Source organism: Gemmatimonadales bacterium, from assembly GCA_019637315.1.
In the GTDB taxonomy this organism is placed as follows: domain Bacteria; phylum Gemmatimonadota; class Gemmatimonadetes; order Gemmatimonadales; family GWC2-71-9; genus SHZU01.
Genome location: JAHBVU010000014.1, coordinates 43,654 through 57,876 on the forward strand (window position 1 = coordinate 43,654; position 14,223 = coordinate 57,876).

General features: G+C 67.3%; 13 protein-coding genes. 8 read left to right on the plus strand and 5 right to left on the minus strand.

Going from position 1 to position 14,223, the window contains the following annotated elements; genetic code table 11:
- Positions 1-60 precede the first annotated feature (60 nt).
- From KF785_13015 to KF785_13035, 5 genes are all read left to right on the plus strand, one after another.
- Positions 61-1,356 carry an FAD-binding oxidoreductase gene (locus tag KF785_13015; protein MBX3147679.1) on the plus strand — a complete coding sequence of 432 codons (1,296 nt, stop codon included), beginning with the start codon at positions 61-63 and terminating at the stop codon, positions 1,354-1,356.
- A gap of 83 nt (positions 1,357-1,439) precedes the next feature.
- Positions 1,440-1,976 (plus strand): DUF2911 domain-containing protein, encoded by a 537-nt coding sequence (locus tag KF785_13020; GenBank protein ID MBX3147680.1) that lies wholly within the window; start codon positions 1,440-1,442, stop codon positions 1,974-1,976.
- Positions 1,977-1,979: 3 nt separating this feature from the next.
- Positions 1,980-2,903 (plus strand): hypothetical protein, encoded by a 924-nt coding sequence (locus KF785_13025; protein ID MBX3147681.1) that lies wholly within the window; start codon positions 1,980-1,982, stop codon positions 2,901-2,903.
- A 191-nt stretch (positions 2,904-3,094) separates the two neighbouring features.
- The gene (locus tag KF785_13030) at positions 3,095-3,658 is read left to right on the plus strand and encodes a sigma-70 family RNA polymerase sigma factor (GenBank protein MBX3147682.1); all 564 of its coding nucleotides are present in this window, start codon (positions 3,095-3,097) and stop codon (positions 3,656-3,658) included.
- A 31-nt stretch (positions 3,659-3,689) separates the two neighbouring features.
- Positions 3,690-6,176, plus strand: a complete 2,487-nt coding sequence (locus KF785_13035; protein MBX3147683.1) for a serine/threonine protein kinase — start codon at positions 3,690-3,692, stop codon at positions 6,174-6,176.
- Here the strand turns inward: KF785_13035 and KF785_13040 are convergent.
- From KF785_13040 to gpmI, 5 genes are all read right to left on the minus strand, one after another.
- Entirely contained in the window at positions 6,173-7,426 is a 1,254-nt protein-coding gene (locus KF785_13040; protein MBX3147684.1) for a molybdopterin molybdotransferase MoeA, read from the minus strand. The two genes, KF785_13035 and KF785_13040, sit on opposite strands and share 4 nt — an antisense overlap.
- A 19-nt stretch (positions 7,427-7,445) precedes the next feature.
- Entirely contained in the window at positions 7,446-7,970 is a 525-nt protein-coding gene (locus KF785_13045) for a molybdopterin-guanine dinucleotide biosynthesis protein MobB (protein MBX3147685.1), read from the minus strand.
- A gap of 103 nt (positions 7,971-8,073) precedes the next feature.
- Positions 8,074-8,664: a molybdenum cofactor guanylyltransferase gene (locus KF785_13050; protein MBX3147686.1), complete on the minus strand. Its 591-nt coding sequence runs from the start codon at positions 8,662-8,664 to the stop codon at positions 8,074-8,076.
- Between the two features lie 55 nt (positions 8,665-8,719).
- Positions 8,720-9,439: a hypothetical protein gene (locus KF785_13055; GenBank protein MBX3147687.1), complete on the minus strand. Its 720-nt coding sequence runs from the start codon at positions 9,437-9,439 to the stop codon at positions 8,720-8,722.
- On the minus strand, positions 9,432-10,976 hold the full coding sequence (gene gpmI, locus KF785_13060) for a 2,3-bisphosphoglycerate-independent phosphoglycerate mutase (protein ID MBX3147688.1): 1,545 nt from the start codon (positions 10,974-10,976) through the stop codon (positions 9,432-9,434). The genes KF785_13055 and gpmI overlap by 8 nt, the downstream gene beginning before the upstream one ends.
- Before the next feature lie 29 nt (positions 10,977-11,005).
- Between gpmI and KF785_13065 the strand changes: the two genes are divergently transcribed.
- From KF785_13065 to guaB, 3 genes are all read left to right on the plus strand, one after another.
- Positions 11,006-12,139, plus strand: coding sequence for a hypothetical protein (locus tag KF785_13065; GenBank protein MBX3147689.1), 1,134 nt, complete (start codon positions 11,006-11,008; stop codon positions 12,137-12,139).
- The gene (locus KF785_13070) at positions 12,136-12,513 is read left to right on the plus strand and encodes a hypothetical protein (GenBank protein MBX3147690.1); all 378 of its coding nucleotides are present in this window, start codon (positions 12,136-12,138) and stop codon (positions 12,511-12,513) included. The genes KF785_13065 and KF785_13070 overlap by 4 nt, the downstream gene beginning before the upstream one ends.
- A 117-nt stretch (positions 12,514-12,630) precedes the next feature.
- Positions 12,631-14,088: an IMP dehydrogenase gene (guaB, locus tag KF785_13075; protein ID MBX3147691.1), complete on the plus strand. Its 1,458-nt coding sequence runs from the start codon at positions 12,631-12,633 to the stop codon at positions 14,086-14,088.
- Positions 14,089-14,223: the final 135 nt, after the last annotated feature.

The window sequence follows — 14,223 nt, forward strand, 5'->3', positions numbered from 1 at the left end:
CGAACGGTACACCCTGGGCGGCTGCCATGTCAATCGGAGTGGTCGAAAATCGGTGGGGTGATGACGCCCGCTGAACGCGTTCGAGATCCCGTCCTGATCGTCGGGTCGGGACTGCCGGCGGCCGCCGTGGCGCGGGCCGTAGCCACCGCCGGTTTGCGGGCGGTCCTGGTCGACGAACGGGAGCCCGTCCGCGAGGGCGGGGGCGAGGGCCTTTGGTACGCGCCCTGGTGGCCGGGTGGGGAGCCGCCGATCGTGCAGCTGACCGAGGCCGGAATCGACCGGCTCGAGGCAGTCTACCGCGAGAGCGGCGAAGGGTTCAGCGCCAATCGGCGCGGCCGGCTGATCGTCACCGGGCGGCCCGAGCTTGCGCGCTTGCTGCGAAGCATGGCCGGTCGCCAGGCCGCGCTGGGACACGGGCCGCTTCGCGAGCACACCACGACGGACTGGTATCTGCCCTCACCACCCGACGGCTTTCGCGGTGTGCCGGACGGCTTCGATCTGCTGGAAGGTGCTGGTCTTCGAAGCGCCTTTCCGTTCCTGGATCCCGGCATGGTGCTTGGTGTGCACGTCCGCCGGGCCGGGTGGGTCGATGCCCGCGCCCTCCGTCGCTGGCTGATCGGCGCCATACGGGGAGCAGGCGGGGTCGTCGTCTCGGAACCGGTGCGAGGAATCGAGTTCACCGGAGACGGCTGGCGGATTACGACCGTCTCCGGTGCGCGCCTTTCGGGACCGACCCTGGTGCTGGCGGGATCTCGCGTGCGCTCGCTCGGGCGCCTCGCGGGGTTCGAGCTGCCCTGGGCCGACTACACGCGACTGGTTGGTGTGCTGGCGGGCGGCGCACGCGCCATGCCTGGCTCCTGTCCAATGATCGCCGCTGATCTGGATGGTTGGGGCGCCGTGGGGCCTGCCGGCGAACTCGGCGCTGAGGCAGCGTGGGGCTTGCCGTCGTTGCTGGCAGACGGTGACGGGGGGCTTCGACTCGAGGCGGCCATGCCCGGCGTGCCGGCGGCAGCCGAGGTCGGTCGGCTGGGCGAGGCGTTGCTCGAGCGCCTGGGACAGGCGGTGGCGACGCTGCGTAGCTATCGTGGTCCGCCTGGCGGGCTCGAGGTGGCGGCCTATCCGATGCCCCTTGCCCCCGATCTGCGACCCGCCATCGGAATGGCCGATCGCCGGGGCGGCTTCGTCGTGGCGGGGGTCGGGATGACGGTGGGGCTGGTCCTCGGGGCCGCGGATCTGCTGGCGGCCTACCTGGCCGGGGCTCCGCTGCCCGGCTATGCGCCGGCGTTCGTGCCCGGGCGGTTCGGTCCCTTATCCCTGCGCCCACCCGACGGCACGACCAGCCGGGTTGATTTCTAGCCCCCCGGGCTCCTATTTCCCGGGTTGGCGGGCGGGACACACCCATGACCCCGCAGGACTCAAGTCTCAAGGGAGAAGCAGCGATGACTCGACGTAACGGCATCTGGGCGGCGGCATTCGCCGCAACCGTGGCGCTGGCCGGAGTGGCCGAGGCCCAGCAGCAGCAACCGGTCCTGTCGCCCCGGGACACCACCAAGGCAACTATTGCCGGCGCCACCATCATCGTTGACTACGGTCGGCCATCGAAGCGGGGGCGGCAGGTGGTTGGCAATCTGATTCCGTACGACAAGGTCTGGCGCACCGGCGCCAACAAGGCAACCCACCTCGTGACCGACAAGGGGCTGATGTTCGGGAACGTGATGGTGCCGGCCGGGACCTACACGCTGTACACCTTTGCGTCGGAAACGGGCAACTGGAAGCTGGCCATCAACAAGCAGACGGGACAGTGGGGCACCGAGTACAAGCCCGAAGAGGATCTGGCCCGGATCGATCTCAAGGTGGCCACGTTGCCGCAGTCGGTCGAGCAGTTCGTCATCAAGATCGAGCCGACCCGAGGCGGGGGCATCCTCAAGCTCGAGTGGGACACGGTTTCGGCCAGCGCCGCCTTCATGGTCCACTGATCGATGCGCGAAGCAGACCGGGCGCCGCTGGCATCGATTGCGCTGATTGCGGCCTTTGCCGACGGGTTCCGCAGTCCCGAGGAAATGGCGGAGCTCGAGCGCATTGCGGCGCAGATCGGCGGCTCCGACTACGACGAGGTGGCTCATCGCGTCGTTTCGGAAGGAGCAGACCTGCCTGGTCTGGTGTCGCAGCTGTCCAGCACCGAAGCCCGCGTCGCAGCGCTGGAGCTGGCGTCGGCGGTGATTCACGCTGACGGTGTGGCCACCGAAAGCGAGCAGGCGTTTCTCCGCCAGTTGAGCCGCCTGCTCGAGCGCAGTGGCATCGATGCCCCGGAAATTCGACGCGCCGCAGAAGTCGCCGAGGCGTCCATGTCAGCCCCGGATGCAGTGGTCGTGGCTGGGACGATGACGACCGCCGAGATGGATCGCTTGATCCTCGACAATGCCGTGCTCGCGGCGGCGCTGGAGTTGTTGCCGCAGGGCCTGGCCACCCTCGGCATTGTTCCACTCCAGCTCAGGATGGTCTATCGAATCGGACGTGATCACGGCCAGGCGTTGGACATGAACCAGACCAAGGATCTCGTCGCCGCCATGGGAGTCGTGGTTAGCGGGCAGGTCCTGGAAGGGGTCGCGCGGAAACTGCTGGGCGGGGTGACGCGCGGCCTGCTCGGTCGCCTGGCCGGGGGCCTGGTCGGAGCAGCGGCCGGTGCCGCGCTGACGTTCGCGACGACCTATGCGCTCGGGCACGCGACCCGCCAGTACTACGCTCAGGGGCGATCGCTCAGTTCGGGCGATCTCAAGTCGCTGTTTACTCGGCTGCGCGAGGAGGCGCAAGGGCTGTTTCCGTCGCTCGAATCCCAGGTCCGGGATCGCGCGGCAAAGGTGGATGTCGAAACCGTCATGCGGGAGCTTCGAAGTTCGACTTGATAACGCCATGAGGTTCGGACTCGAAGGGAGGCCCTCGGGCCTCCCTTTTGCGTTGTGTCCTACCTGGGTGCCGACGGCGCCCGTGAGCCAGTCCCGCTTTGTTCTGCGCGTGATTCCGAAGCGTCTTCAGCCAGGCGACTTGACGACCGGAACCGGGGGACAAAGTATTATGAGTCACTCAGCGGCCGCCTGTGGAATCCTCTCAGTCCGAAGTCACCCAGCTGCTCACCCTCGTCTCGGATGGCGAGCCGGACGCGCTCGACCGCCTTTTGCCGCTCGTCTACGACGAACTCAAGGTGCTTGCCGCGAGCCATTTGCGTCGGGAGCGGGGCGATCACACTCTGAGTCCGACCGCGCTGGTGCACGAAGTCTTTCTCCGGATGGTCGGGCAGCACTCGGTCAACTGGGTTGGCCGGGCGCATTTCTTCGGCATCGCCGCCCAGGCAATGCGCCGGATTCTGGTCGACCATGCCCGGCGCCGCACCGCGCGCAAGCGGGGCCGGCAGCATCAGGTCACCCTCGATACCGATGCCGATGTGCCGGACGATCTGTCGTCCGACGAAGTCATGGCGGTCGACGAGGCGCTTGCCCAGCTTGCCGAGCTGGATCCGCGGCAGGCCAAGCTGATCGAGCTGCGCTACTTCGCCGGGTTCTCCATCGAAGAGACCGCCGCCGTGCTCGGAATCTCGACGGCAACGGTCAAGCGCGACTGGGCCCTGGCACGGGCCTGGTTGCAGCACCGGCTGGGGCCGTGATCGCGCCGACGCGCGCTGGCCAGGTGGGCACGTGACACCGCAACTGACCCCCGATCGCTGGCGCCTGGTCAAGGCCGCCTTTGCCGAGTTGTCCGAGCTGCCGACCGACGAACGCGCCCTTCGGCTCGACCAGATGACATTCGGTGACTCGGCCCTGCGGGCCGAGGTCGAAGCGCTGCTTGCGGCGGCCGACGCCGTGGGCGACCGTTTCGAGCGCTCGCCGCTCGAAGCGCTGGCTCCCGATGCCGTGAGCGACCCGGTCGGCTGGCGGGTCGGGCCCTACCAGATCATCAGGCCGATCGGTCGGGGTGGGATGGGTGCGGTCTACGAGGCGCACCGGGCCGACGCCGACTTTCACAAGCGCGTCGCGGTCAAGATGGTGGCGCGTGGGCGGGACTCCGACGCGATCCTGCGGCGCTTTCGCTATGAGCGCCAGATTCTGGCGCGGCTCGAGCACCGGAACATTGCCGCCCTGCTCGACGGTGGGGTCACCGACGACGGGCAGCCGTACTTCGTGATGGAGTACGTCGAGGGTGAGCGGATCGACCGCTACTGCTCGGCAGCGCAGCTGGGCATCCATGACCGCTTGCGGCTCTTCCGTCAGGTTTGTACCGCCGTCCAGTATGCCCATCAGAATCTGGTCGTTCACCGCGATCTCAAGCCGAGCAACATCCTGGTCAGCGCCGACGGCACCGTCAAGCTGCTCGACTTCGGCATTGCCAAGGTGCTCGACCCCGAGGAGTCGGATGCCGAGCCGATGACGCAGACGGGCGTCGCCCCGATGACGACCGCGTACGCCAGTCCGGAACAGCTGATGGGCAGCCCCGTCACCACGTCGAGCGACGTGTACTCTCTCGGTGTGCTGCTTTACGAGCTGCTGACCGGGCGACCGCCGTTCGATGTTACGGACTTGCCCGTGCTCGAAGCCCGGCGCCGGATGGCGGAGTCGATGCCTGACCTGCCAAGCCGCGTGGTCGCCGCCGAGACCATGTCGTCGACCGCCGAGCCGACCACGCGGCGCCTGCAGCGCGCCATCGAGGGTGAACTCGACGATATCGTGATGATGGCGCTGCGGAAGGAGCCGGAGCGCCGATATTCCTCGGTGGAGGCCATGTCCGAGGACATCTTGCGCTTCCTGGCCGGGCTGCCGATTCAGGCCACCCCCGACTCGGTACGGTACCGGATCGGCAAGCTGGTGCGGAGGAATCGGGCTGCGGTCGCTGCGCTGGCGGTGGCGGTGGTCGCCCTCGTGGCCGGCACGGCCGTCAGCGTGTGGCAGGCGGGGCGGGCCCGCGCCGAGCGGGACCGGGCGGAGCTCGAGTTGGCCAAGGCCGAGAGCGTCACGGAGTTTCTCCGTTCCGTCTTTCTCGCCGCCACTCCGCAACAGCTGGGCCGGCAGGTCACCGTCGTCGATGCGATCGATGCCGCCGTGCCCCGGGTCGACTCGGCGTTTCACGACCAGCTGGCCGCGCGCTCGGCGGTCAAGGTCATCCTGGCCACGACGCTGTTCGACATGGGCTTGCTGGACCGGGCGGAACCTCTGGCGCGCGAAGCGCTGCAGCTGCAGACCTCGCTCGACAGCGGGCGGGTCACCTGGGCCGGCGCCACGACACGCTACAACCTGGCAATGGTCGAGCGTTCGCTCGGTCGTCCGGATGCTGCGGAGCCGCTGCTGCGTGAGGCACTGGCACAGTACGAATCACTGCCCGGGGTCGATCCGGCGGAAATTGCGGTCGGGTGGGCCGAGATGGCGCTGCTGCTGAGCGAGCAGGGGCGCCACGAGGATGCCATTACCCTGCAGAGCCGGGTCGTTCAGCTGCTGCGTCAGCGGGGCGCCGGGCAAGTCCGTCGCCGTTCGGTGACCATCGCCAACTATGCCAGCCTGCTGACCGAAGTGGGTCGCCTGGCGGAGGCGGAGCCGCTCCATCGGGAGAGCATTGCGCTGGCGGAGGAGGCGCGCGGACCGGATGACCCGCTGGTCGGCAGCATTCTACAACCGTTTGCGATCAACCTGCTCTATGCCGGTCGGCCGGCGGAAGCGGAGTCGGTGGCGCGTCGCAGCTATCGGATTCTGTCGCATCACTTGGACCCGTTCAACCCGGCCACGCTGGTGGGTTTGCGCGGCCTGCTCAACGTGCTGGTGGAGCATGGCGGGTGTCGCGAGGCCGTGAGTCTGGCGGAACCGGTCATTGCGGAGCGTGGCAAGCGGGTCCCCGAAAGCGAGCTGTCGCTTGGCTCGGCTTACCTCGCCGCAGGCGACTGCCTGGGGCGCGACGGTGACCCCGTCCGAGCGGAGGCCCTGCTGCGGGAAGCGGTTCGGCTACGCCAGCGAACCTTGCCGGCCGGGCATTGGGCCACCGGGCACGCCGAGAGCCTGCTGGGAGAGTTTCTGGTCCGTCACGGTAAGAAGGATGAGGGACGGTCGCTCGGGGCGGGCGCAGTTGCTGCGCTCGAGGCCGCCCTGGGCAGCGATCACTACCGGACCCTCCAGGCCCGAGCCCGTCTTTCGCGCGATTAGAACGCCGGGTCGGCCCGGTGACAAGGTTCGTCGAGGCGAATCGCGTGCAGTTCCGCGCCTGCCGGCGTCTCATGCTGGCCTTCCGGCACGATCATCAGCCCGTCGGCGCGCGCCATCGAGGTGAGCACACCTGAGCCTTGTGATCCGGTCACCCGCGCGGTCGGGCAGACGGGGTCGCCGTGCAGCGACACCCGCAGAAAATGCTGCAGGACGGGGCCGAGTGAAATCGCGGTTTCGGTCCGCACCCGGATGCCCTCGCGGAAGGGCAGTCGGTGCCCCATCAGCACCCGAACCGCGGCCCGCCCGAAGAGCTCGAATGTCACCATGGTACTGACCGGATTGCCCGGCAGACCGATCCATGGCGTCGGTCCCAGGCGCCCGAATCCCACCGGAGCGCCGGGTCGCATCCGCAGCCGCCAGAAATCGAGCTGTCCTCCCATGGTCTCGATGACGCTGCGCAGATGGTCGTGCTCACCGACACTGATCCCGGCGCTGGTGATGAGGAGGTCGCAATCGGCTGCACGTTCGAGCTGGGCGCGAATACTCTCGGGCGTATCCTGTGCCAGGCCAAGGTCCACCGGTTCGCCGCCGGCCTCACGTACCAGCGCAGCAAGGGTATAGCTGTTCGAGCTGGCGATTCGCTCGCCGCGCAGGATCAGGTCGGGCTGGTCGAGTCGCGCCAGCTCGTCGCCGCTGGCGGCAATCCCGACTCGGGGTCGGCGCCAGACCATGGGGTGCGTTACGGCCAGGGACGCAAGCACGCCGAGATGGGCCGGGCGCAGTTCGGTGCCGGGTTCGAAGACGACGGCGCCACGGGGTATGTCCTCGCCTGCCTGGCGCAGGTTGGCGAGGCAGTCGCGATCGCCGAAGATCCGAACCTCGGGCTCACCGAGATCGGTGTCTTCCTGCCGGATCACGCTGTCGGCGCCATTGGGAACCGGAGCGCCGGTGAAGATGCGGGCGCATTGTCCGGGGCCGATCGACCGGCTCGGCACGGCGCCGGCCGGAATCCGCTCGATCACGGTGAGCCGACGCGGTTGTTCGGCTGAGGCGCCTCGAACATCACTGCCGCGAACGGCATAGCCGTCCATGGCAGCGTTGGTTCGAAACGGGACGTCGATCGGGCTGGTGATCGTTTCGGCGAGGACGCTTCCCAGCGCGCCTTCGAGCGGCACGCGGAGAGGCGGCTGCGGGGTCAGCGCGTCGGCGATCCGCCGGGCTGCCTCGCGGGCAGTCAGTCGAGTGTCCATCCGGCGCAGATGGCTGGTGTCAGGAGGGCTCGAACCGCCGGGCGCGATCCCACACGAGCGCGGCGAGAAACTGCAGCCACATGGTGTCGGTGAAGCGAAGCACGGAGCACTTGATTGCAGGCAGCTCGATGTCGCTCAGCACGGCGATCCAGTCCTGCTGCACTGAACTGGTGGTCGCGAGCGGCGCGGGGCCGAGCGAGGAGCGAAAGACCTCGATCTTCGGGATGCCGTCATCGGTCAGATTGTCTGCCAGGACGAGATCGCGGTCGCTGAAGTAGCGGAGCGCCAGCTCGGCGGTGCTCGGCTCAGTGTCCGCTCGCTCGAGCAGCATCCGGGTGCCCCGTCCGACCTGCAGAAAGCCGTCCAGCTGCCCCTCGTGAAGGATCGATCCGGCATCGCTGGCTCGGTCGAACTGTTCCAAAGGATCCCCCACGGCGCGGATGGCCGCTACCCGCTTGCCTCGCCGAGTCAGTTCTCGGGCGAGCATGGCGAGCAGGGTGGTTTTTCCGACGCGCGGATGGCCGACAATCGAAATGAGCCGCATGGCACCACGGGGACCAGCCCCGCCTCCGGGTGAGTTCGGCCTGGTCTCGCCGAACTCCGAAAGTGTACTTGGCTTGTGGTGGGAAGTCGAGTCGCCGTGAGAGTCAGGGCAACACCGCGTTGGCTCGGGCCAGGTCGTCCGCGGTATTGATATTGAGGAAGAGTCGCGACGTTTCGCCTAGCGCAGCAAGCGATTCCGGGGGGATCCGGTGGACCCGCGCTCCCGGCAGCCACCCGGTCACGCGACGCTCGCCTCGGGCCAGCGCCGCTTCGATGATCGGCAGAGCGCCGGGGCCATAGCCGGCGCAGAGCGGTTCGAGCCGCCCCGGGCTGCTTTCCGGAATGACCGCGTCGAACTGGTCGAGTGGTGCCGCCACCGCAGTGAGCAACTCCGGGGTCACGAAAGGCAGGTCCCAGGCAAGACAGATCACCGAGCCACCCGCCGCGCGGATCGCGGTTTCAATGCCGCCGAGCGGGCCCAGGCCGGCAAGACGGTCCGGCACGACCGTGAGGCCAGGAACCCACCGGTGCGCGGCTGGCGAGCTGGCAATCAGCATCGGGGGCCGCCCGAATGCAGCTTGGCAGGCCGCGACGATCCGGTCGAGGATGCGATGCCCGTGCACTTCGAGCAGGCCCTTGGGTAATCCACCGAGTCGACGGGCATCGCCCCCGGCAATCACGGCGCACTGTACCATCAGCGAGGCGCCCTTGCGCGCAGCAACCTGGAGTCGCGCGGTGCGGAGCCGACCGTCAGAAGAAGGGATTCCGGAAAGCGTAGCCCAGCCCGGCGTGCAGTACCGGCGTCGGCGCCCATTGCTTGAGGGGTTGGTTGGCCAGCAGCGGCTCCATCGGCCCCAGTCCGTCCGGGTCATAGGTTCGGTACAGCGCCGGGTATGACAGGTTCACGAAGATGGCACGAGCCTCGGCGCGGACATAGAGGCGCCGGGTGAGGAAGGTGCGCATCCCGACGGCGGGCGCAAAGTAGAACTTGGTGCCGAACCGGTAGCCGGACCGGTCTTCCGGAACGTTCTCGCCGAATGCCAGACCGAGGCCCAGACCGATGTACGGGGCGACGCTGTTCCAAGTCTTGTTGCCGGTCAGGTTGAGCTGGACCAGCCCCTCGGCGAACCAGACGTTCTGGTCGACCGGGCCCCGGAAGCCCTGGCCGGACAACGAGGTATCGGCATAGTTCCGCTGCAGCTGTGCGTAGCCGGCGCCGAGCCCGATCGTCAGGGCGCGATCGGCGAGGAACTCGTGGCGGGCCCAGATCGAGGGGCCATCGTGGGGGCCGAGCCCGTAGGAGCCGCCCTTGCCGAACGCCTGGCCGGCTGACACGGAAAGGAACTGCCCCCAGCGCAGGTCGCGATAGGGAGATCGGGCCGGGTCATGGCCGACCTGAGCGGCTGCCTGCCCGGCCAGAGCAACGGCAAGAGCGGCAGCCGACGTGATGCGCAGCAGGTAACTAGGCACGAGACAGACTCCGGCCGGTCATTTCGACCGGCTGATCGAGGCCAAGCAGATCGAGGACGGTCGGCGCCACATCACAGAGGGCGCCGCCTGATCGAAGGCCGGTGAAGGAGGTACCCACGGCCACGAACGGGACCGGGTTGGTCGTGTGTGCGGTATGCGGTCCGCCCGAGACGGGATCGACCATCATCTCGCAGTTGCCGTGGTCGGCCGTGATCAGAACGCGGGTGCCGCTCCGCTCGGCAGCTTCGAGAATTCGCCCGAGGCAAACGTCGATCGTTTCGACGGCTCGGAGGATGGCCGACGGGACCCCAGTATGACCGACCATGTCCGCGTTGGCAAAGTTGCAGAGGAAAAAATCGTGGGCTCGCCGTGTCATGGCGGTGCAAAGCGCGTCGGCAATGCCGGCGGCGCTCATTTCGGGCATCAGATCGTAGGTGGCCACCTTGGGCGATGGAATCAACTGCCGTTCTTCGCCGGGGTAGGGTGGTTCGACGCCCCCGTTGAAGAAGTACGTGACGTGCGGGTACTTCTCCGTCTCGGCGGTGCGAAACTGGGTCCGCGAGGCATCGGCCAGCACTTCGGCCAGGATCCGGGCCAGGTTGAACGGCGCAAACGCGGTGGGCAGCGCAAAAGTCCCGTCGTACTGCGTCATGGTGACAAGAGCAACGGCCGGGCGGTCGTCGACGGGAAATCCGTCGAAACCCTCGATGGCCAGCGCCCGGACGATCTGGCGCATCCGGTCGCTGCGGTAGTTGAAGCAGAAAATGCCGTCGCCGTCCCGGAGCAGCGCGGCAGGCACGCCGTGCTGCTGAATCACGATCGGTTTGATGAACTCGTCGGTTTCGCCCCGATCGTAGGCCGCTTTGATGGCCAGGACCGGATCGGTGGCAGCAGCGCCGACGCCATGGACCATCAGATCGTAGGCAAGCCGGGTCCGCTCCCAGCGTCGGTCGCGATCCATTGCGAAGTACCGGCCGATCAGGCTGGCCAGGACTCCGCGATCGCCGGTTATGCGTCGGATGTCCGCCGCCAGGGCTTCGACGAAGCCCAGTGCCGACATCGGCAGGGTGTCGCGCCCGTCGAGAAAGGCGTGAACCGCAATCCGCCGGACGCCCAGACGCATCCCGAGTTCCAGCGCGGCAAGCAGGTGGGTATCGATGGCGTGGACGCCACCATTGCCGACCAGCCCGACCAGGTGCAGGGTGCCACCCGTGCGGGCCAGGCGGACGCCGAGTTCGCGAAACGCTGGGAGATCGAAGAACGCTCCGGTACGGATGCTCTCAGATATCCGGACCAGGTCCTGCATGACGACTCGGCCCGCGCCGAGGTTGAGATGGCCGACTTCGCTGTTGCCCATCTGCCCGGCGGGCAGCCCGACGGCAAGGCCGCTCGCGTCGAGGAGCGTGCGCGGCGACGCGTTCCAGACCTGGTGCCAGACCGGGGTCCGTCCGAGTTCGATCGCGTTGTCTCTGGGGTCGCTGCGATAGCCCCAGCCGTCGAGGACGATCAGTGCGACCGGGGCGGCATGGTTTGACATGGTTTGGAGCGTCGTCTACAATCCGAAACGTGTTAAAGCTGCCGCAATCTAGTCCGGGGCTGGGTCGCCTACCAGCCTGTCTCGCGATCGTTCTGGTCGCCCTCGCTGCGCCGCTGTCCGGCCAAAACCGACTTCGTGCCAATTCCGCTGCGCCCCTGCTCAAGGACCCGAACGGAATCCGGCTGGCCACCCTCGTTGCCGGGACGACCTACCCTGTCGGTCGTACCCGCGAAGGGCATGTCCAGGTCACCCTCGAAGGGTGGCTGCCGACGGCATCGGTGCAGGCGACCAACCGAGACGGGTTCGATCTCGTCGTCACCGCGCGGTCGGGCGAGGCGCTCAGGACCGGGCCCGGTACCGGCACGTCCGCTCGGCTACAGGAGGGGACGTTGCTGACTCGGGCCGAAACTCGGGGGGCCTGGGTCCGGGTTCGCCGGGAAGGCTGGGTCGTTCGGTCCGGACTCAGCGACCCGACGGTCGAGACGGCGGCCACCCCGCCGCCTGGACGCACCACGCCCGCTCCTGCGCCTACACCGTCGCCAGCGCCGGCTACGACGGGCCCAGCATCAACCCAGCCGACCGTGGTGGCTCCGACGGACTCGGTTTCGGCCGAGCGCCGGACGGCTGCTGCGACAGATGCGGAGACACCGACGAGCGTCGCACCGGGAATGGCCGCGCTCCGCGCCGGAACCGGGATTGCACCTACTCGGGACGGAAAACCGGCTGCCACCGCCTCGGGCGGGTCGACCGTGACTGTGCTCGAACGCGACGGCGAATGGGCGCGGGTGCGTCTCGAGGGCTGGATCCGGGCCGAAGACGTCATCGATGACGCGCCACTCATCCCGGCTATTACGGGTGCCATGATCCGGCAAGCCCCCGACCGCTATATCGGCCAGACGGTAACCTGGCGGCTGCAGTTCCTGGCCGTGCAGGAGGCGGATGCGCTCCGCCCCGAAATGCCGCTTGGGCAGCCGTATCTCCTCGCGCGTGGTCCGCTGCCCGAGAGCGGCTTCACCTATGTCATGGTCAGTCGTGACCAGGCGGCTCAATTCCGCCGGATGACCCCGCTCGATGAAGTCACGGTCGAGGCGGTACTCCGGTCCGGCCGGACCAAGTTTCTGCCAACGCCGGTTCTCGAATTCGTCAGGATGGTCAATCGATGAACGACAACCTCAAGCAGCGGATCATGCGGCGGCTGGAAACGCTGAGCGACCAGCGCGGCTACCAGATTCTCGACTACGTCGAGTTCCTCGAGAGCAAATACGCCGAGCGGGTGGCCCCGACCAACGTCTTCGCGCGCATGACTGAAACGGTCGAAGACGTGCTGCGGGCAGGCAAGGTGCCGGTCAAAGCGATCTCGGGCACCATGGGTGTGATGGACAGTGCCAGCAAAGTCATGCGCGGTGTGGCGGCCGCCGCCCAGGCGGTCGTGGATGAGGCAATCCAGGCAGTCGAGCGGCCGGCGGACAAGCCGGTTCCCCCGGGCACTGCGCCGGACCGGGTGCCGGGCGGCTCCGGTGCGTCCGAGGGGCGTTAGGCTCGCCATCGGCACCCGTCGTTCTTGATTCGACTGCCCCCTTACCCTAGATTCGTCCATGCTCGCCGCCCGATGTTCTGCAGGACACCGTACCCACGCAATTGAGATGTGTACCCGATGAGTTCGCTTCGCGTTGGCGTTGCGCTCACGTTCGACGACGTACTTCTCGTCCCGCGCGAAAGCGCCGTTCATCCGCGAGACGTTTCCGTTCGGACCCAGCTGACCCGCCGTATCCCACTCAACATCCCGCTCATAGCCGCCGCCATGGATACCGTCACCGAGGCGGAAATGGCCATCGCCATGGCGCGCGCGGGCGGCATCGGTGTGGTCCACAAGAACATGTCGATCGATCGCCAGGCAGCCGAGATCGATCGGGTCAAGCGCAGCGAAAGCGGGATGATTCTCAACCCGATCACGCTCGGCCCGGATCGACCGATTCGTGAGGCCGCGACGCTGATGACCCGCTTCCGGATCTCGGGCGTTCCGATCGTCGATGCGCACGGCAAGCTGATTGGCATCCTGACGAACCGCGACCTGCAGTTCGAGCGGGATCTCGATCGCCCGATTCAGGGCGCCATGACCAAAGACAACCTGATCACGGCGCCCGTGGGCACGACGCTCGACGAGGCGGAACGGATCCTGGCGCAGCATCGAATCGAGAAGCTGCCAGTCGTCGATGACGCGGGTGTGCTCAAGGGGCTGATCACGGTCAAAGACATTTTCAAGCGTCAGCGGCACCCCGAAGCGAACAAGGATGAGCATGGTCGACTTCGCGTCGCGGGTGCGCTTGGCGCGGGTCCTGATACCTTGGCACGAGCCAAGGCGCTGCTTGATGCGGGGTGCGACGTTCTGGTACTGGATTCTGCGCACGGGCACAGTGCGGGCGTTCTGGAGATGATCGACAGATTGCGCGAAGCGTTTCCCGATGCACAGCTGATTGGCGGTAACGTGGCCACCGAAACAGGGGCTCGCGAACTTGCCCGGCGCGGCTGCGATGCCATCAAAGTCGGGATCGGACCCGGGAGCATCTGTACGACCCGCGTCGTTACCGGGGTCGGGGTGCCGCAGATCACGGCCATCATGGACGCGATTCGCGGGGCCGGGGAGGTTCCGGTCATCGCGGATGGCGGAATCAAATATTCAGGCGATATTGTGAAGGCAATGGCAGCAGGGGCCTCCTCGGTCATGATGGGGTCGATGCTCGCCGGAACCGAGGAAAGCCCGGGCGAATCCGTCCTGGCCGAAGGACGCCGGTTCAAGATGATCCGCGGCATGGGCAGCCTCTCTGCCATGCAGGACGGGTCAGCCGACCGGTACTTTCAGGAGGGTGAGCTGGCGCCCTCCAAGATGGTTCCCGAGGGGATCGAGGGCAGGGTGCCCTATCGGGGGCCTGTGGGTGATGTCTTGTTTCAGATGGTGGGTGGCCTGCGAAGCGGCATGGGATACTGCGGGGCGGCCGATCTGGTCGCGCTTCGGCGGGATACCGAAATGGTTCAGATCACGGCGGCGGGCTTGCGAGAATCCCATCCGCACGATGTGACCATCACCAGGGAAGCACCCAATTACAGCAAGTAAGGCTCGTCGCTGGTCCGCTGGTCTGTAGGGTTCGTCAGTTCACTCGAATGTTGAATGTCCGTGCCGCCGGATCGGGTCTCGCTTGACCCGTCCGAGCGGCTTATGCGTGGTCTCATCACTGCGAGTACTGCCTAT

What these genes read in the sequence shown, in the direction of transcription:
- KF785_13040 (MBX3147684.1), bottom strand. Translation starts at nt 7,426, where the DNA reads ATGGACACTCGACTGACTGCCCGCGAGGCAGCCCGGCGGATCGCCGAC.
- KF785_13045 (MBX3147685.1), bottom strand. Translation starts at nt 7,970, where the DNA reads ATGCGGCTCATTTCGATTGTCGGCCATCCGCGCGTCGGAAAAACCACC.
- KF785_13070 (MBX3147690.1), top strand. Translation starts at nt 12,136, where the DNA reads ATGAACGACAACCTCAAGCAGCGGATCATGCGGCGGCTGGAAACGCTG.
- guaB (MBX3147691.1), top strand. Translation starts at nt 12,631, where the DNA reads ATGAGTTCGCTTCGCGTTGGCGTTGCGCTCACGTTCGACGACGTACTT.
- KF785_13050 (MBX3147686.1), bottom strand. Translation starts at nt 8,664, where the DNA reads ATGGTACAGTGCGCCGTGATTGCCGGGGGCGATGCCCGTCGACTCGGT.
- KF785_13020 (MBX3147680.1), top strand. Translation starts at nt 1,440, where the DNA reads ATGACTCGACGTAACGGCATCTGGGCGGCGGCATTCGCCGCAACCGTG.
- KF785_13015 (MBX3147679.1), top strand. Translation starts at nt 61, where the DNA reads ATGACGCCCGCTGAACGCGTTCGAGATCCCGTCCTGATCGTCGGGTCG.
- gpmI (MBX3147688.1), bottom strand. Translation starts at nt 10,976, where the DNA reads ATGTCAAACCATGCCGCCCCGGTCGCACTGATCGTCCTCGACGGCTGG.
- KF785_13025 (MBX3147681.1), top strand. Translation starts at nt 1,980, where the DNA reads ATGCGCGAAGCAGACCGGGCGCCGCTGGCATCGATTGCGCTGATTGCG.